At 42.7% G+C, this 19,661-nt stretch carries 19 protein-coding genes and 2 pseudogenes; 11 read left to right on the top strand and 10 right to left on the bottom strand.

From position 1 onward, the window contains the following. Positions 1-89: 89 nt before the first annotated feature. From V7L05_RS20995 to V7L05_RS20985, 3 genes and pseudogenes are all read left to right on the top strand, one after another. Positions 90-617, top strand: coding sequence for a helix-turn-helix transcriptional regulator (locus V7L05_RS20995; RefSeq protein ID WP_335166836.1), 528 nt, complete (start codon positions 90-92; stop codon positions 615-617). Then, positions 605-1,005, top strand: a pseudogene (locus tag V7L05_RS20990) (transposase); the annotation flags it as partial. The gene V7L05_RS20995 and the pseudogene V7L05_RS20990, both read left to right, overlap by 13 nt. Before the next feature lie 180 nt (positions 1,006-1,185). Beyond that, on the top strand, positions 1,186-2,301 hold the full coding sequence (locus V7L05_RS20985; protein ID WP_335166834.1) for a hypothetical protein: 1,116 nt from the start codon (positions 1,186-1,188) through the stop codon (positions 2,299-2,301). Between the two features lie 284 nt (positions 2,302-2,585). Here V7L05_RS20985 and V7L05_RS20980 read toward each other — a convergent pair whose 3' ends face one another. The 9 genes and pseudogenes from V7L05_RS20980 to V7L05_RS20940 form a co-directional block, all read right to left on the bottom strand. Next, positions 2,586-2,741 (bottom strand): hypothetical protein, encoded by a 156-nt coding sequence (locus V7L05_RS20980; protein WP_335166833.1) that lies wholly within the window; start codon positions 2,739-2,741, stop codon positions 2,586-2,588. Then, positions 2,731-2,958 (bottom strand): hypothetical protein, encoded by a 228-nt coding sequence (locus V7L05_RS20975; RefSeq protein WP_094328416.1) that lies wholly within the window; start codon positions 2,956-2,958, stop codon positions 2,731-2,733. The genes V7L05_RS20980 and V7L05_RS20975 overlap by 11 nt, the downstream gene beginning before the upstream one ends. 75 nt (positions 2,959-3,033) lie before the next feature. Beyond that, positions 3,034-3,282 (bottom strand): annotated as a pseudogene (locus V7L05_RS20970) (AbrB/MazE/SpoVT family DNA-binding domain-containing protein). A 211-nt stretch (positions 3,283-3,493) separates the two neighbouring features. Then, entirely contained in the window at positions 3,494-4,897 is a 1,404-nt protein-coding gene (locus tag V7L05_RS20965; RefSeq protein ID WP_335166831.1) for a ferredoxin:protochlorophyllide reductase (ATP-dependent) subunit N, read from the bottom strand. A gap of 188 nt (positions 4,898-5,085) precedes the next feature. After that, on the bottom strand, positions 5,086-5,880 hold the full coding sequence (locus tag V7L05_RS20960) for a DUF5331 domain-containing protein (RefSeq protein WP_335166829.1): 795 nt from the start codon (positions 5,878-5,880) through the stop codon (positions 5,086-5,088). A 31-nt stretch (positions 5,881-5,911) separates the two neighbouring features. Further along, positions 5,912-6,778 carry a ferredoxin:protochlorophyllide reductase (ATP-dependent) iron-sulfur ATP-binding protein gene (bchL, locus tag V7L05_RS20955; RefSeq protein WP_196528135.1) on the bottom strand — a complete coding sequence of 289 codons (867 nt, stop codon included), beginning with the start codon at positions 6,776-6,778 and terminating at the stop codon, positions 5,912-5,914. 613 nt (positions 6,779-7,391) lie between these two features. Beyond that, a complete protein-coding gene (locus tag V7L05_RS20950) occupies positions 7,392-7,646 on the bottom strand; it encodes a TIGR02450 family Trp-rich protein (RefSeq protein WP_334952361.1) in 255 nt (84 codons plus the stop codon). Positions 7,647-7,745: 99 nt separating this feature from the next. Beyond that, positions 7,746-8,051: a hypothetical protein gene (locus tag V7L05_RS20945; RefSeq protein ID WP_335166828.1), complete on the bottom strand. Its 306-nt coding sequence runs from the start codon at positions 8,049-8,051 to the stop codon at positions 7,746-7,748. 53 nt (positions 8,052-8,104) lie between these two features. Next, on the bottom strand, positions 8,105-9,676 hold the full coding sequence (locus V7L05_RS20940; protein WP_335166826.1) for a group II intron reverse transcriptase/maturase: 1,572 nt from the start codon (positions 9,674-9,676) through the stop codon (positions 8,105-8,107). 977 nt (positions 9,677-10,653) lie between these two features. On the opposite strand from V7L05_RS20940, the gene V7L05_RS20935 reads away from it, so the two are divergent. From V7L05_RS20935 to clpB, 3 genes are all read left to right on the top strand, one after another. Then, positions 10,654-11,016 (top strand): hypothetical protein, encoded by a 363-nt coding sequence (locus tag V7L05_RS20935; RefSeq protein WP_335166825.1) that lies wholly within the window; start codon positions 10,654-10,656, stop codon positions 11,014-11,016. Then, on the top strand, positions 11,013-11,414 hold the full coding sequence (locus tag V7L05_RS20930) for an HNH endonuclease (RefSeq protein ID WP_335166823.1): 402 nt from the start codon (positions 11,013-11,015) through the stop codon (positions 11,412-11,414). The genes V7L05_RS20935 and V7L05_RS20930 overlap by 4 nt, the downstream gene beginning before the upstream one ends. A 173-nt stretch (positions 11,415-11,587) precedes the next feature. Next, positions 11,588-14,206: an ATP-dependent chaperone ClpB gene (gene clpB, locus V7L05_RS20925; RefSeq protein ID WP_335166822.1), complete on the top strand. Its 2,619-nt coding sequence runs from the start codon at positions 11,588-11,590 to the stop codon at positions 14,204-14,206. Positions 14,207-14,294: 88 nt separating this feature from the next. On the opposite strand, the gene V7L05_RS20920 is transcribed toward clpB, so the two are convergent. Then, on the bottom strand, positions 14,295-14,861 hold the full coding sequence (locus V7L05_RS20920; protein ID WP_335166820.1) for an SRPBCC family protein: 567 nt from the start codon (positions 14,859-14,861) through the stop codon (positions 14,295-14,297). Positions 14,862-15,282: 421 nt separating this feature from the next. On the opposite strand from V7L05_RS20920, the gene V7L05_RS20915 reads away from it, so the two are divergent. The 5 genes from V7L05_RS20915 (at position 15,283) to V7L05_RS20895 (ending at position 19,512) form a co-directional block, all read left to right on the top strand. After that, complete coding sequence (locus V7L05_RS20915; protein WP_334952382.1) at positions 15,283-15,477, top strand: hypothetical protein; 195 nt, start codon at positions 15,283-15,285, stop codon at positions 15,475-15,477. 166 nt (positions 15,478-15,643) lie between these two features. After that, positions 15,644-15,808: a rubredoxin gene (gene rd / locus V7L05_RS20910; protein WP_335166818.1), complete on the top strand. Its 165-nt coding sequence runs from the start codon at positions 15,644-15,646 to the stop codon at positions 15,806-15,808. Between the two features lie 51 nt (positions 15,809-15,859). Further along, positions 15,860-17,095, top strand: a complete 1,236-nt coding sequence (locus tag V7L05_RS20905; RefSeq protein WP_335166838.1) for an NAD(P)/FAD-dependent oxidoreductase — start codon at positions 15,860-15,862, stop codon at positions 17,093-17,095. A 902-nt stretch (positions 17,096-17,997) separates the two neighbouring features. Continuing rightward, entirely contained in the window at positions 17,998-19,050 is a 1,053-nt protein-coding gene (gene lpxD, locus V7L05_RS20900; protein ID WP_335166816.1) for a UDP-3-O-(3-hydroxymyristoyl)glucosamine N-acyltransferase, read from the top strand. Positions 19,051-19,281: 231 nt separating this feature from the next. Beyond that, the gene (locus V7L05_RS20895; RefSeq protein WP_335166815.1) at positions 19,282-19,512 is read left to right on the top strand and encodes a hypothetical protein; all 231 of its coding nucleotides are present in this window, start codon (positions 19,282-19,284) and stop codon (positions 19,510-19,512) included. Positions 19,513-19,661 lie beyond the last annotated feature (149 nt).

Genomic DNA, 19,661 nt, shown 5'->3' with positions numbered 1-19,661 from the left:
GGTACAGCCTACATAGATTTTTTTCAATTTGATACCAGGACGAATACGCGCAAAGGAATTATTGCTATAGATTTACAAAGGTGGAAACCATGATGATCAAGAACGAGCAACAATATCAACATTCCTTAGATTGGTTGCAACGCTTTGAACAGTCTATAGCCTCATTGGATAGCAATGAACACTTGAAAGCAGAACCAGAGCGATGGAAGCTTCACCGAGACTCATATCAAAGTCAAGTTGACGAGCTAAAGTCAGAAATCACAGAATACGAAAGACTTATTAATTGCGATACCAGCAACCCTTTAAAAATTAAAGTTGATTCTTTAAATAAACTGCCAAATGCTTTAATTAAAGCTCGGATAGCAGCTCAAATTAGTCAGCAAGAACTTGCTGATATATTAGGAATTGATGAACAAAGAGTGAAAGAATATGAGGATACAGATTATCAATGTGCCAGTTTTGTAGAAATTCTCGAAGTCAGCACCGCTTTGGGTGTTGAATTTGAAACGGCAACTGTGCAAGTAGATTTTGCAGAAATAGAAGCAGTTAAAAAAAGCGTGGACAAATGGCGCAAAGAAAAACTGAATATTAAAACTAAAGCTTCAAAAGATTACTAATTTTTTGGGACGGAGCAACTTACCATCGTTCCAATAAAATCAAAGCTTTTTTGGAATCTCGAAATAGAGATTTACCACAAGAACAATTGAAAATACATTGTGTTCGTTTTGCTCTCAATTGTCCAGAACAAAATCCAATTGAAGATATTTGGTTGCAAGCGAAAACATGGGTTCGTTCGCGCAGCGTCTCGTTGGCGCAGCCTCTCGTAGAGAAGAGACGTTTTTGTTCTTTAATACCTCCTTTTCTCACTTAAAATGGATGTTGGAGTGGTTTATTAAGCACACCGTATTTGATTTCTCCTCTCTTGAGATGTACGGAGCTTATTCAAAAATCAGGATTCCTATATCTGCGATCGCTCTCTTGTTTTGCTTCGCATCCTCTGGTTGAAAAAGTGCGATCGCTTTTCTTTATTAGCGTGGGCGGTTCGTTAAAAAGAGCGATCGCTATTAGACAGAATAGAACTCAAATTGGGAATACTGAGTAAAGCGCAGGTATTTGCTGTTTAGAGGCAAAGTGGTTTATTGCCATACATCGCGCTACTGACAATTTAGCAACTAGGAGAAGATCGTGAGTTTACCAGTTACAGTGACTTTTATGCTTGCTGATTGGATTGCCAAAGGATTGGCAGATGGAACTTTTGAAAGGGTAGGGGGTGTTATCCGAGATGTAGGAACAAAACAAGTCGTTACCTGGTTACGGGAGCAGGGATCAACTAATCCTAGTGGAAAGGAGTTAGTAGAACTTGGGCGAAGTCTGCAACTAACTCAAGGAATTTTGCAGGTAACTAGTGCAGTCAGTATACTTAACCTGGGTGTCTCAGTTATCGGCTTTACTGTGATACTACAACGGCTTAAGGAATTAGAACAACGCTTACAACAAGCACAAAAATTGTTAAATCACATTAACCGTAAAATCGATCTTAGTTTCTATGCAAATTTTCGTGCTGCGCTCGATTTAGCTATTAATGCTTTTACAATGACTAAACCAGAAAATCGTAGAAGCAGCGCACTACAAGCTATTAACCGCTTTTTAGAAGCAGAGCATATTTATACTGAATACACAGATATTGAAATTGAGCAAAAAAGCCAAATTGCTGATGAATATCTGCTAACTTTATCTTTAGCCTACCTAGCTGAAGCACGTTGCTATTTAGAATTAGAAGAACATGATACAGCACTTCGCCGCTTTCAAGAAGGATCAATAGTTATTCGTTCTCGTATTCAGAAATATGTTAAGCTTCTGCTTACTTATAACCCAGCAGTATACTTACAGCCTCAGTTCAGAGGTCAGATTGATTTGCGGAGGCTAACCCGAATTTATCAATGGCTCGACCCAACTTTGGATGAAAATGCAGTCTTCGATATGCAACGTATGAATCTATTCATATTGGCTCAAGACCCGAATAACGCGAAGTGGGCAGAATCGATACCAGCAGCAATTTGGGATGATCCTAAGCCGCAAATTTATGCACGTCTTCCTAAAACTTTGGAGGTAATGGAATCTATGATTGAAACCAATCGCCGTTTTGAATCTTACCAAACAGAAGTACAAGCAATATCCCAATTAGGCATCAGCTTTCATGATTGGCTTAAATTAACTCCGTCTACAGAAATTAAACCAGACGGCGTAAAATTAATGTACATCATTCCATCCAAACCTTTTGAGTTACAGCCTTCCATCTGAACTAATTACAGGATTAAAGATGAATTAATCAAGGTCAATAAAGTCTCTGGGAGTAATAATCTGGTTTTGATATTCGGCTAGGGTCTTGAGTGATAAAAGGTCTTGATCTCCTGTGATTAAAAATTCTGCATTGGCATCTTTAGCAAGTTCTAAAATTTGTTGTCATCTGGATCTCTACAGGTGTTTATTTGAGATTTTATTTCTATAAATTGACTGGATTTTTTAACTATGTCCAAAAAATCTTGTCGGTCTTTATCTGAGATATATTTATCAAACTTATGTTTCTAAATTCGTGTGTTTAATTCTTGATAAGTTTCATCGCTTTGAGTAATTTTGAATTCTTTATAGACTTTATCTAGGGCTTTACGGGCTGTTCCATTAGGACTTAGAGCAGCACTAAGTAAAACATTTGTGTCAATGACAATGAGTTTATGATTCATCGGCGAGTAATTCTTCTAGAGTTTCTTCGGTTAATCCTTTGGCTTGAGCATTTCTGCCGATTCTGTCAAAAACACTAAGTAAATCTTCATCTTTATTATTTGAAGAGGTTTTCTTTATTTCTTGAATAAGTTGTTCTTGTTCTTGTGCGGGAAGTTGTAGGACAAGATTAAGAATTTGCTCGAAGGTTAGGGGTAGTTGATAGGTTTTTTGAGTCATGGTTAGTTCTGGAGTTAGGGAATAGAAACTTGTTAGCTTTTTTAATCAGGTTTGAGCCAGTTTTCTACTTTTAAATCATGATTCCTCTATACCTTGGCGAATTGCATTATCCATATCCTCAAGAGTTTTGGGTTTACCTTGATATTTTAAGCAACCTGCTACATCATCTAATTTAGTTTCTGGAAAAGGTTTCTTAGGCTTTAAAAGAATTCCATCACCCATATCAATAATAATAAATTATTGACCTACTTCCCATTGATGAGCTTCCCGCAAATATTCGGGAATAATTACTTCTCCTTGAGGAGACAATTTTGTAATTTCCATAATATTTAGAACTAAAAAACTAAGACTAATAAATAAATTTTAGCACTTTTAACTATTCTCAATTCTTCCTCTGTGTCGCGCCAGGTGCTTCAAGTCGGCGGAGCCGCCCAACGCACTGGCTTCTCTGCGCCTCTGCGGTTCGTAAAAAAAGGCGAACTCGAAAGTTCGCCCGTAACATAGTATTATGCTGTTGCTAAATCCAAACCCAAATCTAAATCTTCGCTTCTTCTCTCACCAACTTATCCCAACCCAAATCTTTCAAATTATTATTTCGACGCAACGGACGAGTCACTAACTCTAACATGTCACGCGCATTCGTAAAGCCGTGAATTTGAGCAAAAGTGAACTCCACCGACCACTTAGTATTAATACCCCGTGCTTCCAACGGGTTAGCGTGAGCCATACCAGTAATTACCAAGTCTGGTTTCAACTCATAAATTCGCTGAAGTTGATTGTAATTATCCGGCTTCTCCACAATCGTTGGCAGAGGTGAATTCATTTCTTGGCAAGTTTTCTCCAGCAATGCCAATTCAGCAGCTTGATAGCGCTTATCCATGTAGGGAATGCCGATTTCGTGAACCGTCATCCCACACCGGATTAAGAATCTTGCTTGGGAGACTTCCAGCAAGTTATCACCCATGAAGAATACAGATTTACCGCGAATCAGTTTCACATAATCTTCCAAACCTGCCCAAATTTGTGCTTCCCGTTCATCCAAACCCTTGGGAGTTATACCGAACACCGAGCAGATTTTCTCAATCCAAGCGCGGGTGCCATCGGGACCAATGGGGAAGGGTGCGCCAATGAGTTTACACTTGCGGCGGCGCATTAAGGTGGTAGCTGTGCGGCTGAGGAAGGGGTTGACACCAGCGACATAATACCCTTCTTCCAATACTGGCAATTCTGTGAAGCGCTTCGCGGGTAGCCAGCCGGAAACTTTGATGCCTTGTTTCTTCAGTTCCAAGGTTAACTGAGTAACTACGGGGTCAGGAAGGGAGCCAAAGAGAACCAGTGGTGGGTGATCAACGTACTCAGACTCATCTTGGGCGACATCTTCTTTCTTCTTACCGAAGTTGAGCAATTTTGCGATCGCATTACGTTCATTTTTCTCTGTTTCCGCCACAGGAGCCTTATCAGGGCAACGGTTAGCCATAGCAGCTAATACCGTGTCTTCCCCTTGGGTGAAGGCGTAATCTAGACCATTTGCACGCGCTACAACGATGGGAATCCCGATTTCGGATTCTAGTTTCGGTGCCAAGCCTTCCAAATCAGTTTTAATAATTTCGGTAGTACAAGTGCCAATCCAGACAATTACACTCGGATTGCGATCGCGTTTAATCTGCAAACACAACCGCTTTAACTCTTCATAATCACTCAGCTGTGCTGAAATATCGCCCTCTTCCAACTCAGCCATTGCATAGCGAGGTTCAGCAAAAATCATCACTCCCATCGCGTTTTGCAAGAAGTAGCCACAAGTTTTTGTCCCAATCACCAAAAAGAAGCTATCTTCAATTTTTTGGTATAACCACGCCACGCAGCTAATCGGGCAAAAGGTATGGTAATTCCCAGTTTCGCATTCAAAGTTTAAAGCTTCTGGTTGTTGAGCGACAGTCATTTTGGTTTATTCTCCCCTTGATTTTTCAAGTTAGGAGTAATTTAAATTAGGAGTGATAACTAATAAGTTATGAGTTAACAGTGATGAGTTATGAATTATGAGTTTTTATTACTAACTCCTAACTCCTAACTTTTTTTAACTCCTAACTTTTTTTAACTCCTAACTTTTTTTAACTCCTAACTTAGTAATTAAGCGTTGGGGAAGAGACGGGCAATTTCTGATTCATCAAAAACGCCTGCTGGCAGTTCTTCCCCTAAAAAATCGTTACTTTCTTCAGCCTTTTCCTTTTGCAAAGCTGTTTGATCACCCCAGACATCTGATAACACGTCTTTAAACGCATTCTCATCTAGTGGACTATCCTCAAGCACCTCCTCGTCATCCAGCTTTACTTCCATTGCATCTGTTGCATCGAAGGCAATTTCCCCAAACTCATCTGCTTCTAAACTAGAGATTTGGAAAGACTCATCTTTTGAGTCGTCTACGTTGGATAAGGAAATATCGCCAAAGGCATTTTCGGTTTCCTCCAACTCGCCGATCCCCAGGCTTTGCTCATCAGAATCCACGATTGGGAACTCTTCAACTGCCGCCACCAACCCAAAGCCATTTGTATGAGAATGTGTCAATGTTTGGTCTTCAGGCTTTTCGTCAATGACATCTGCTGAATCATCTCCGTATTTTTCCTCTTCTGGGTTGATGGCAAAGCGATTACCGAGAGCGAAGTCTGGGTCAAAATGCAAATCCAGCACCTCAATCAGCGTATCGGCGTCAGGATTAAGTTTGGCAAAGGGCAACATTAACTGCGCTAGCTTTGGCTCTAGGGCGTTAACTACTCCCAGGATGAGGTAAGAAGGTGGTCGCTTCCCGCCATCAGGGGTGTACACTGATTCTACTTGCATGTGCAGGGTAATCCAGTCTCGATTGTTCTGGAAAAATTGCAACCATTTTTGCTTTAATGAATCCGTAAAGCTGTGAAAGAAAGCCATATTATTGTCCCCATCCTGAAAACTTGGTGATTTATACAATCATCAAGTCTAGTTCCTCTTCTGAATTAGGAACCTGGGGTTTACCCGGATTTAAATAAAAATCGGACAACAAAGAGAACAATTCCCGATCTGGGGTGTCGTTAGGGACAACACCTTCGGGACGCGCCAGAATTTGGTCGGCGATGTTGAGATAATAATCGCAAACGTAGTCTAGGGAAGGATCTTGCTCTGCCATCTCAAATAAAGTCTTCCCTTTCACACGGGAAACACGGATATCTTCAATCAAAGGCAAAACTTCTAGAACTGGCATGGGCACTGCTTCTATATATTTTTCAATCAAGTCGCGCTTGGAGGTGCGGTTGCCAATTAACCCAGCTAAACGCAATGGGTGAGTTCGGGCTTTTTCGCGGACTGAAGCAGCAATTCGGTTAGCAGCAAACAAAGCATCAAAGCCGTTGTCTGTAACGATCAGGCAGTAATCTGCATAGTTAAGTGGTGCAGCAAAACCACCGCAAACCACGTCACCCAGAACATCGAAAAGAATTATATCGTATTCATCAAAGGCGTTGAGTTCCTTAAGTAATTTTACGGTCTCACCGACTACGTAGCCGCCGCACCCAGCACCCGCAGGTGGGCCACCAGCTTCTACGCAATCAACACCGCCGTAGCCTTTGTAAATCACATCTTCCGGCCAGACATCTTCGTAGTGATAGTCCTTTTCTTGGAGGGTGTCGATAATTGTGGGAATCAAAAACCCAGTCAGGGTAAAGGTGCTGTCATGTTTCGGGTCGCAGCCAATTTGTAGCACTTTCTTGCCACGTTTAGCTAGGGCGACGGATATATTACAGCTAGTCGTGGATTTACCGATACCACCTTTTCCGTAGACTGCTAGTTTCACTGTTGTTTGCCTCTTATAGCTTTTTGTCAAACTTGTGGCTCAAACATTTGCCTTCACCTGTCCTGAGATGGCGATGCGTGAGGTCTGTTGATGTCATTATTGGGCAAATTACATAGAAAAGAAAGTGGCTCTTAATCTGTAAATCGGTCTAATATCATGAATTAAAACTTAATTATCTGTATTTATGGTTTTATCAATCTAAAAGACTTCAATAGCTCTAAAAACAGTCAAAAAAAATTTTTATTACTTATTTTTATAAAAATAGTTACAAAAGACAAAAAGCTGTAATTGGTTTTTTGGAATGGTTTTCATAGAATTAGCTGATGGTTGTACAACGTGTTTTCATGGCTTTGGGGCGCAGGGTCAAGGGTAAAGAGAGTTATATGCAGCGCGATGCTGGAAATACTACTGCAATTTGCGTTAGCGTAGCTCACCGAAGGTATCGCAGATAGATTGGTAGTTTTCAGTCGGTAGCTAACACCCTTTAATTGCTGCTTGAGAGTAAGTTAGGGTAATTTTGTAAAAAATTATTAAATTACTAAATCAAGAGGCTCTGCCTCTTGATGGGCATTCCCAGTCAGAGACTGGGAACGAGGCAAGCTGATTAAGGTAATTAGGATGCGTTACCTTCAAGTTCCTCAATTTCCTGTAATGTTTGCCAGCCAGCTTGCCACTGGGAGTTATCTTGTAATAATTTGGCATTTATCCAGAAACGCACTTTCGGATCACAAGCAGCAACCATTTCGGCGTAAACCCACTTAGCCTGATTTTTCCGATTGACAACTTGGAAGTGACGCCAGCCATCAACTTTTTGCTGTGCCGTCCACTTAGAACCAACTAGGTAAGGAAATTTTTGTTTTTTTGTCATTAGTCATTAGTCATTTGTTACTAGGCATGGGGCATTGGGCATTGGGCATTGCTTATTTTTCCCTCATCTCCCCCACTCCCCACTCCCCACTCCCCACTCCTAAGATGTCACTAAATCACCATTACGGGTAAACTTCTGACAATCCAACTCACTCTCTTGCTGGACACATAGCGAAAACCATCTGATATGGCTCCAGCAGGTGTTGATGTTGTTGGTAATTTTGCGCTTTTTCTTGGAAAGTCGTTGTCTTACAACTTCGTTAGGGCAAAGAATTTCTAACGTGCCCGTACCATCTCCGTAATTGACGATGCGAAATAGACAGTCTTGCAACATCGCACGGCTGCTGCTGTCGAAGAACTGCTTAAACCTCTGGGTTGAGTCGATGGCGGGTATTATCCCGCGCACCTCTCAGTTAAATCTGGGCGTGCGACTTTCGCCGCACCCAGCTTCCGATGTTCTTAGCTTGCGCTTTTGCTCATGTGTTTGTAATTGTGGCAACTCTCATGAATTGCTTCCAGATTATTTTTCTTCCAGTTGGCATGATTTTCATCGATGTGATGCAGGTGAACCCGTTCCTCATCGATGAACTTTAAGCCGCAGGAAGCACATCTATGGTTTTGCTTCTTAAGAGCTTTAGAGGTTTTACCGTCGTAGAGCTTACTATTACGTTCGCTCCAGTAGGCTGTATCTCCGTCATAAGGTGATTTAGTACCCTTGACAGAAGCGTGTTTGTTTTCGGAGTAAGGAACCTTTGGGAATGCCTTTTTTATTAGCTCCTGGCATGAGTGACTGTTTTGCTTGGTTTCCTTGTTGAATACCCTGAAAGCTCTGTGATTGATGTGCCATAAGGAAAACTTTGACCCATCCATCTTGCAGAACTTATGGTAGTTTCTCCATCCTCTAACTACTGGGGCTAATTTCTCAGCCTTTGTGGTAGCACCATAATTCGAGTTGTTGACGATGTATTTTACTTTCTTACGGAATGCTTTGAAGTTGTCCACTGAGGGACTGCATCTAAACTTTCCATTGCTTTGCACTTTGAAGTGCCAGCCGAGGAAATTGAACCCATCTGTCGCGGCGGTAACTTTGGTTTTCTTTTGGCTTACATTCATTCCGCGTTTGCGGAGAAACTCGCTGATTCTTTCAAGTATCTCTGTCGCGTCATCTTCGGGTCGGAGTATAATAACCATGTCGTCCGCGTAACGGATTGATGGTTCTCTGATATCCTCTTTTGAGGTTTTATCAGTAATGTTTCCTTGATTCCTGTGGTATCTATGTATACTCTCAATCCCGTTGAGTGCAATATTAGCTAGTAAAGGGCTGACCACTCCCCCTTGAGGTGTACCCTGTTCAGGAAATTCTGGGTTTACTCCTGATTTTAAACATCGGAAGATTCCGAGTTTTAAGCCTTTGGGGGCAATGAGTTCGTCCATTATTGCTGAGTGGTTAATCCTGTCGAAGCACTTTTCAATATCGAGTTCGATTACTCGTTTTTCTATTCCGTTGGCACTAGAACTGAGGTTTAGGAAGATGTACTTTTGTGCATCATGGGCAGAGCGTCCTGTTCTAAACCCGTAGCTCCTAGCGTGGAAAGTGGCTTCGTGTGCGGGTTCGAGTGCGTATTTTGCTAGGCATTGCCAAGCCCTATCCGCGATGGTGGGTATCTTAAGCATTCTGGTAGTCCCGTCCTTCTTAGGGATGGGGATTTCCCGTAGTCCTTGATGCTTCCAATTTCCACTGTTCGTTTTCAGTAGTTCTTCAAGGTTGAAGCGTTCCTGAACTGATAGGGATTTCTTACCATCAATACCAGCCGTCTTTTTGCCCGCATTTAGCTGAGATACAAGTCTAATTGCAAGAAATCGAGCCGAGGTAGATTTTAGAATAAGCTTTTGGAGTAATCGAGCTTTCCGCTTGTCTCCAACTTGAACAGCTTTATACACGCGCTTTTGAAGGCGGAAAAGATTTCGGCGGAATTTCTTCCACGGTAGTGCTTTCCAAGATTCACTAGTTTTGTAACTGTGTCTAATCATTTTCTCTTCTCTAGTTAGTGTATTCTGAACACCTCTGACCAATTACGGTCTGTCCTACCCGACTTGTGAGAATTCCGCTTCTCGTCTAGCCTACTTGGGGTTCGACTGCCCCAGGACTCACAGATCGTTTTTATTCGTTCCCTCGGAGAGATTGATTGTCCCGTTAGGCGTGGTCACTTCAACTACTGGATTCCCTTGACTCTTACCGCTACTAAGCGCTTGTGCGGCGGGAATTATTATTATTTTTCCAGTGAAGTCAGGGGGTTTTTATGTTGCGCCCTGCTTGTGGATAAGTTGCTTTTCTAGACCCGGTTTCGCCGTAGGAACTCCCTGTTAGCGCCAGTGTCAACCCGCAACGGCTGTCTGATTGCACCCTGTTCCCAGCTTCACTCTACAAGAGCCGAGCTTGTTCGGTGTGGGCAGGTAAGGAGTCAATTCTGAGTCTGAATGGTAGGACTTTCACCTACATCTGACCGAGAGTTCAGCCTTTTGGTAACAGTAATCTGCTGTCGGGCTGGCTTAGTTATGTACGGACTGATTACCGTGATTCACTAAGCAACGAATCGCACTAGCTTTTCCCCTTCAGTCATTTGGCTGATGGGTTTTATTTTCAAGAAATCCTCATCCTCAAAGTCAAAGTTATCATCTTCAAAGTCGTAGGGGTCAATCATTTTCAGCATCCACTAGCCGACCTGGGATTATGGTAACTCTGTGTGGGGACAGGAGGAGAGTCGTGGAGGTAAGATGGAGAAGCTTTTGAGAAGTAAGCGTTATGACTTCAGCATCTAATGAAAAAGCAACGATCGCTCGCACAGAACGAGGACTGACGATCGCAGGTACGCGCATTACTCTAGTATTATCAATCTTTTCTAAATGAACAGTATTTGGAGGGGTTCAGATGCGATCGCCATCCGGTGAGTTCAAACGTTGGGTCGTGTAGAGCTATAATTTGAGGCAAAGGATTCCAAACTCCAAGCATGACTACAGTAGCAATCTTGCCAATCTTTGATGCTGATGGTGAAAAAACTTATCGCGCCATTGCAGGGGATAAGCACTCTGTTGGCAAAACTGCGGGGCAAGCCCTAGATGCGTTAACTACTCAATTGGGTGAAACGGAGTTCAGCGCACTGCTTGTCATTCAAAATTTTAGCCCTGACCCGTTTTTTAGTGCTAAACAACAAAAACGGTTATCGGAATTGATGAGTTTGTGGCGGTTAGGACGAGATCACGGGCAAGCATTGCCACCAGAACAACAAGCAGAGCTGGATACTTTGGTTGAGGCAGAATTAAAAGCAGCAACAGCCAGAACAGCTGCATTGATACAGCAAGAGAGTTTGTGAATCGGTATTACGCTGCGAACGCTGGGCGTGCCAACCATCGTTGTGAGTACTGCCAAGCCCCTGAACTAATCTTTAATTTTCCATTTGAGGTTGAGCATATCATCCCGCTCTCTCGCCAAGGTGAAAATGACGAAGCAAATTTAGCCCTTGCGTGTCGCTCCTGTAATCTCCGTAAAGGAACTCGTATTAGTGGCATTATGCTTGCTTCCAACACTGAAGTTAGTTTCTTTCATCCCAGACAGGATAAGTGGAGTGAGAATTTTCAGGTTGATACTCAATCTGGCAAGATTATAGGCATTACTTCCTCTGGAAAAGTCACTATCGAATATTTGGAGATGAACAGTACTTCTCAAGTGGCAGCCCGACAATTATGGATTCGCTTGGGTTTGTTTCCGTAGTCTTACAGCACACTAATAAATAGGAAATGGGAACTAGGGGAAAATACCACTTTTACAAGACGTGAACACCGATCAAGGCGATCGCTCTCCTGTTCTTACAATGTCTATTGAAAGCAGAAATTTTCTTTACTTGGGGTTCTGGTAGTAGCGCCCCTACGTTCCTGAAAAAGCCTATGCAACCTACTAATCCTGACCAATTTACAGAAAAAGCCTGGGAAGCGATCGCTCATACCCCGGATATTGTTAAGCAATATCAACAACAGCAGATAGAAAGTGAACATCTGATGAAAGCACTGCTAGAACAAGATGGTCTAGCAATTGGGATTTTCACCAAGGCGGGTGTTAACCTTCAAAAACTGCGCGATCGCACTGAACAATTTTTACAACGTCAGCCGAAAGTATCCGGTAGCAGCAGTTCTGTCTATTTAGGACGCAGCTTGGATACACTTCTAGATCGAGCAGACGGATATCGCAAAGAGTTTCAAGATGAATATATTTCAATTGAACACTTATTGCTGGCTTACGCTAAAGATGACCGCTTTGGCAAAGGTTTATTCCAAGAATTTGGTTTAGACGAAAGCAAACTAAAAGATATTATTAAACAAATTCGGGGGAGCCAAAAAGTGACCGACCAAAATCCAGAAGGCAAATATGAAGCACTGGAAAAATATGGGCGTGACCTCACAGAAGCCGCCCATAAAGGTCAACTCGATCCAGTGATTGGGCGGGATGATGAGATTCGCCGCACCATTCAAATTCTCTCTCGCCGCACCAAAAATAACCCCGTGTTAATTGGTGAACCTGGTGTTGGTAAAACTGCGATCGCTGAAGGATTAGCACAGCGCATTATCGCAGGTGATGTACCTCAATCTCTCAAAGACCGCAAGCTGATCGCTTTAGATATGGGGGCTTTGATTGCAGGGGCAAAATTTCGGGGTGAATTTGAAGAACGTCTGAAAGCAGTATTAAAAGAAGTTACCGAATCTGGCGGTAAGATTGTTTTATTTATTGATGAAATTCACACCGTTGTCGGCGCTGGTGCAACCCAAGGCGCGATGGATGCGGGTAACTTGTTAAAACCGATGTTGGCGCGGGGCGAATTACGCTGTATTGGGGCGACAACTTTGGATGAATACCGCAAATATATCGAAAAAGATGCCGCACTGGAAAGACGCTTCCAGCAAGTTTATGTGGATCAACCCAGTGTAGAAGATAGTATTTCGATTTTGCGCGGGTTGAGAGAACGTTATGAAAACCACCACGGTGTGAAGATTTCTGATAGTGCTTTAGTTGCAGCCGCGATATTGTCGAGTCGTTATATTAGCGATCGCTTCTTACCTGATAAAGCAATTGATTTGGTAGACGAAGCCGCCGCTAGACTGAAAATGGAGATTACCTCCAAACCAGAAGAACTCGACGAAATTGATCGCAAGATTCTGCAATTGGAAATGGAGAAGCTATCACTACAAAAAGAAAGCGATGCAGCTTCTCGTGAACGTCTAGAAAGACTGGAAAAAGAAATTGCCGATCTCAAAGAAGAACAAAGAACACTGAATACTCAATGGCAGTCTGAAAAAGATATCATTGACAAAATTCAGTCCGTTAAAAAAGAGATTGAACAGGTCAACTTAGAGATTCAGCAAGCAGAACGCGATTACGACCTTAACCGCGCTGCGGAGTTGAAATACGGCACTTTAACCAGTTTGCATCGTCAATTGGAAGCAGTAGAAGCTGAATTGGCAAGCACTCAAAAAAGTGGTAAATCACTATTACGAGAAGAAGTCACAGAAGCTGATATTGCCGAAATTATTTCTAAATGGACAGGGATTCCCATTAGCAAGTTGGTGGAATCGGAGAAAGAGAAACTGCTGCATTTAGAAGATGAACTGCACCGCCGCGTGATTGGACAAGAAGAAGCAGTCACAGCTGTAGCGGATGCAATTCAGCGATCGCGCGCTGGATTGGCTGATCCTAATCGTCCCATCGCTAGCTTTATTTTCCTTGGGCCGACGGGTGTGGGTAAAACTGAATTGGCGAAAGCGCTGGCGGCGTATATGTTCGATAGCGAAGATGCGCTGGTGCGAATCGATATGTCTGAGTATATGGAGAAACACGCCGTCTCCAGGCTGATTGGTGCGCCTCCAGGATACGTGGGTTACGAAGAAGGCGGACAACTTACAGAAGCAATTCGTCGCCGTCCTTACTCAGTGATTCTCTTTGATGAAATCGAGAAAGCACATCCCGATGTATTTAATATCTTCTTGCAAATTCTTGATGATGGTCGCGTCACTGATGCCCAAGGTCATAAGGTGGACTTCAAGAACGCTATTATCATCATGACCAGCAACATCGGTTCACAGTATATTCTCGATGTCGCCGGAGATAACGCCCACTATGACGAAATGCGCCGTCGAGTCATGGAGGCGATGCGAAATAGCTTCCGTCCAGAGTTCCTGAACCGAGTTGACGAAATCATCATCTTCCACGGTTTAGATAAAAAGGAATTGCGGCAAATTGTGCTATTGCAAGTGGAGAGATTGCGGAAAAGACTTAGCGATCGCAAAATATCCCTGAAACTCTCGGATATTGCACTTGACTTTTTAGCAGAAGTAGGGTATGACCCCGTATATGGAGCGCGTCCACTGAAGCGAGCGATTCAGCGAGAGTTAGAAACTCAAATTGCTAAACACATCTTGCGCGGCGAATTTAACGACGGCGACACTATTTTTGTAGATGTGCAGAATGAGCGTCTTTCTTTTAGTCGCTTACCTGTTGAAGTCTTTAGTAGCTAATTGAAGATAATCTCACGCCAAGACGCAAAGTCAACTAAGAACGTCTTGGCGTTTTTTTGTGAAACATTCGTGGGCTAATAATTACGAATTACGAATTATTTTGACTCTTACAAAGCACTTGTCGCATTTTACGCATATTTGTAGGTAACTCAAAGTTCATTGCTTGTTGAATGAAAATAGATGGAATTGGAATCAGAGGTGTAGCTTGCACAGTATAAGCTAGCATTGTGCCATTACCGTAATCTTTGAGTTCTAAATTGGCGTTAAAGTCCTCAAAAGTCCCTTTTACCATGCGAAATTGGATTTGCTGCCCCAGCACTTCTATAACGTTGAGATAAATTTCAACTTGAGCCGTGAAAAAGATAAAGGCTTTTTGTGCAACTTGATACAGATGTTTGGTGTCGCCTTTATGCAAAACTTCGCTTTTGATGATGTCAGGAAAATATTGTACCCAACAAGGGTAATCAGTTAGTTGCTGCCAGACTTGCGATCGCACCATCGGCAAATACATCCAGGCTGTGACAGCGCCACCCCACATCTTGTGCGATCGCGTTTCTACCAAAATTTCACCCTGTACCAGCAACTTTTGCTTGTCTTGATTCCAAGCCATATCTGAACCTGCAATAATTGAGTCTGATATATAAGACGCAGACATAATGATTTAAGTTACTCCTCAACTCATCCACCTAAATGGAGTTGAAACTACAAGCCATAAAACTTGATTTAGATCCAACCCACTAAATTTTAGTTCCAGTCTAATACTTATTCTGGAAACTGTGATTTTTTGGTAATTAATTATTTCAGATAGTTTACGATCAAAGCTGTATTTCTTAACACAATTAACACAATCAATACTTAAGTGAGTTTTATCAAAGCAATATTTGGAGATGAAAAACTGCGTTGTTAACAGCTAGAATTGCACAAACACGACCTAATATCAAGCACCTTACCCCAACATTTGAATAGGATTTCTCGATTTTTACGTGTTATTTATGATGAAACTGTAACTTCATCGTAACTTCATATCTTATTGTCAATATCAAATGTAATGTCTGTTGAGTTGAGAGGAAAAGTAGGTGAGTCAATCTTCTTTAAATCGTAGATTAATCCAGATTTTTGGTATCCTTCTCGGCATTAGCGTCGCCGTCTGGGTACTGAGAGGCTTTGGTATTCTCACTTTTATTCCAGGTGGAATTATTTGGCTATTGCTACTTGGGGCGATCGCGATCGCCATTATCAGTTACGCCCAAAGGAGATGGTGGCGTTTTTAATCTGATTTATTGAAATCGGCGGGAAACTCCATCCCAAGAGTGGGTGGAGTTTTTTATGATTTTCATGCCGTAGTCTCGTTTAAGAATTGTAGCGTGCCTATTTTGACTCACTGCCAAAAGTATTTAATGGTGAAGCAATGGCAACAATTTACCAGGGGAAAGGAACATGGCAAAGTATAAATGTACTGTTTGCGCCTATGAATATGACCCAGAAGTAGGCGATCCAGATAGCGGTATAGAACCGGGAACAGCTTTTGAAGATATACCAGACGATTGGTCATGTCCGACTTGCGGTGCGACAAAAGAGGACTTTGAACCTGATGAAGAGTGAAGATAACAGCTAGCCTAGAGAGTAGGTGCTGTAAAAGAGACATTTTTGAAATTGTTACCGTTACAAATTGTAGTTATTGGGGGTGGAGCAGCAGGATTTTTTGGCGCGATCGCTTGTGCTAGAGTCAATCCTGATGCTGAAGTTACATTACTCGAAGCCAGTCGCCAACCCCTAGCGAAAGTGCTAATTTCTGGTGGCGGACGCTGCAACGTTACTCATGCTTGCTTTGACTCTGAGGAGTTAGTGCAAAATTACCCCAGAGGTGCAAAAGCTTTGCGGGGTGCTTTGACTCGGTTTGCCCCTCAAGATACAGTAGCTTGGTTTGCTGCTGGTGGAGTCTATCTCAAAACTGAAGCTGATGGCCGGATGTTTCCTGTCACCAATAGTTCAGAAACCATTGTGGAATGTCTGATTAAAGCAGTGGCGACATCTGGGGTAAAACTCCGTATCGGTACACACGTAACTTCAGTGAGAACCGCAGCAGAAGGAGGGTTTGAAATTCTTCTGAAGTCGGGAGAGACGATTAAATGCGATCGCTTACTTCTGGCGACCGGCAGCAGCCCTGTGGGTTATAAAATTGTCCGAGAGTTAGGTCATCAAATTGAACCGCCAGTACCCTCGTTATTTACCTTCAATATTCTCGATCAAAAGCTGAGGGAATTAGCTGGAGTTAGCGTTAACCCTGCCCAATTGCGGTTATCTGCGGGCGGAAAATCCCCATTACAACAAACTGGGCCATTGCTAATTACCCATTGGGGTTTAAGTGGGCCGGCTGTTTTGAAGCTTTCTGCTTGGGGTGCAAGAGTTCTGCACGAAAGCCGCTATCAAGCCAGATTGTTGATTAATTGGCTGCCTGATTTGCACCAAGAACAAGTGCGAGAAAAAGTTTTAGCAGTTAAAGATGAATGGGGAAAGAAAGCGATCGCATTGCATCGCGGCGTTGATCTACCCCATCGTCTCTGGCAATATATTATTGCCCGTGCAAGCATTACCACAGAAGACCGTTGGGCAGAAATATCTAATAAAACCTTAAATCAACTGGTGCAAGAACTTACTCAGGGACAATACTTAATCAACGGCAAAGGAGCCTTCAAAGAAGAATTTGTTACCTGTGGCGGCGTCAACCTCAAAGAAGTCAACTTCAAGACAATGGAAAGTAGATTAGTTCCTGGTCTTTATTTTGCCGGAGAAATCTTAGATATTGATGGCGTCACCGGTGGGTTTAATTTCCAAAGTGCTTGGACAACCGGGTATTTAGCAGGCGTAGCAATGGCGACTAGCGACTAGTCTCGCTACAGGAATTACGACAGGTTAAAGCTGACTTTTCACCGTATCTGGAAAACCTCGCTTCTATTTCTCTCTCCTAAAAGGAGAGAGACTTTGAATTTTCCCCCAACCCTGCTAGGGAAGGAGGTTAGGTTTTTCGTGGCTTTTCCACATAACGTGAAAAGTTAGAGGTTAAAGGAGTTCGTAGTAAGCACTAAAGTCCTTACTACGAACTTATCAAAATTAATGTAGCAGACTACTATAACGGTTCTGGTTAAAATTTATTATCAAAAAGATAACTGGTGAATTTTATCTTAGTCCTCTCCTTATCAAATATTCAAGTTTTTCTACAAATTCCTCTATCCAATCCATTACAGATTTACTATAGCAGTCCTAAATCATTTGTAAAAATAAATTAACCGCAGAGGCGCAGAGAACGCAAAGAGAGAAATCGGAGATTTTCATGACTCATTTAGGATTGCTATAGACTCTTTGATTATGTCATCGTCACCTAGAAACTCTCAATGTATGCAATTTCCTTTGAGGTAGATCCTTGTAGCTCTTGCTCATTTTTTACTATTCCACTAGTAAACAAGCGTTCTCTTAATTGTGGGACATTATTAATGATTTCAAAACATCTAATTTTATAGATGATAAATAATCTCTATCTTAATTACTAGATTTCTTGGAAAAGTCAAACACCCGCCCGAAAATCAATTTTATTTTCTTATAACTCTAGTCGGTTTAAACGAACTAATAATAGTAGTTTTAGCCCGTTTCAACGGACTTTTGCTATTAGCCAGGGACTTGAGTCCCTGGCGGTTCAAGTATTTTCGCAATAGGTTTACTAATTATCTGACTAGTACAAAGTGGCATAAATCAAGCTACCATCCTTTGTAGATCAATTTTGAACATACCCAACAATGAAATTCAGCGAAATCCTCCGCCAATTTGGTGACACCGCCACCAATCATAGCCTGACTAGCAACCCAGACCATGACCCAGAAATTACCGGGGTAGCAGCCATTGATGAAGCTACTAACGGCACTATCAGCTACGTAGAAGGTGCAAAATTTGCGTCTTTTATCGGCCAGACCAATGCTAGTGCTTTAATTTTGCCCCAAGACGAAAAATTACAGGTGCTTGCACACCAAAGCGGTATTGTCTGGATAGCGACCTCAGATCCGCGACTGTTGTTTGCCAAAGCGATCGCAGTTTTTTACCAACCATATCGCCCCATCCCAGAAATTCATCCCACTGCTGTGATTCACCCTACCGCAAAAGTTGGTAGTGATGTTTATATTGGCCCCCATGCTGTGATTCAACAAGGGGTAGAAATTGGCGATCGCGCAATCATTCATCCGAATGTGGTAATTTATCCAGATGCCAAAATTGGCGATCGCACCACTTTACACGCCAACTGTACCATCCACGAACGCACCCGCATCGGTGCAGATTGCGTCATTCACAGTGGTGCTGTCATCGGTGCAGAAGGCTTTGGTTTTGTTCCTACTCGTACTGGTTGGTTCAAAATGCAACAATCTGGCTATACAGTCTTAGAAGATAGCGTAGAAATAGGCTGCAATACCGCCATTGACCGCCCAGCCGTCGGAGAAACCCGGATCGGTCGCAGTACAGTAATAGATAATTTAGTGCAAGTAGGTCATGGTTGCCAAATCGGTGCAGGCTGTGCGATCGCTGGTCAAGCTGGGATGGCGGGCGCTGTCAAACTTGGGAATCGGGTAATCCTGGCTGGGCAAGTAGGAATTGCCAATCAAGCGGAAATGGGAGATGGGGCGATCGCATCGGCTCAAACTGGCATTTTACACGATGTTGCACCAGGAGAAATTGTCTCTGGAACTCCAGCTATTCCTCATAAACTATATCTCAAGGTATGTGCTGTTTATGGTCGCTTGCCAGATATGTATCAGTCACTAAAACAATTGCAACGTAAATTTAAAAATAGCAATGATTGAAGAAGAATTCAGAAGTCAGAATAAAGGCGCCAGTCGTCAGAATACAGGAAAGGTATTCTGAACGAAAAAGCGGATAGAATAATCGGCGTTTTTGCACCCCCACCAAAAATTCTAGTTTTGTGGTGCAACAATTCAGTCGCGGGTCCCAATCCCCGACTGAAAGATTGCTGAATTCTGGATTCTGGATTCTGCATTCTTCTTCAACATAACTTGTTTGAGACGCGATCGCTCTTGTTAGATTACCCTGTCGCCGAGTCATATAAAGCGATCGCTAGTGGCTATCAACGGCACGTTACCAAGCCCCTTGACCCAGAAGAGTTAGTTCAAGCTGTAGTCGCACTTGTACTAATTCGTAATTATCTCGTTCCCAGTCTCCGACTGGGAATGCCCGTCGTTGAGGCTCCGCCTCCCTCACTGGCGGCAGAGCCGCCAAGAGCAGCATCATTTCCAGTCAGAGACTAGAAACGAGGTTTTAATATCATGTCCGCTTGATTACTTATAGCGGTTCTCGTTTATGTGAGGTACACCCGTAGGGGCACGGCATGCCCATTGGTGTCAACTTAAGAAGATTTTGCCCAAATTTGTTGGGTGTAAGCGTCAATCTCTCGATG

Origin of the sequence: Nostoc sp., assembly GCF_036917755.1 — a bacterium.
Taxonomy (GTDB): domain Bacteria; phylum Cyanobacteriota; class Cyanobacteriia; order Cyanobacteriales; family Nostocaceae; genus Nostoc.
This window is presented reverse-complemented; position numbering and strand designations above follow the sequence as displayed.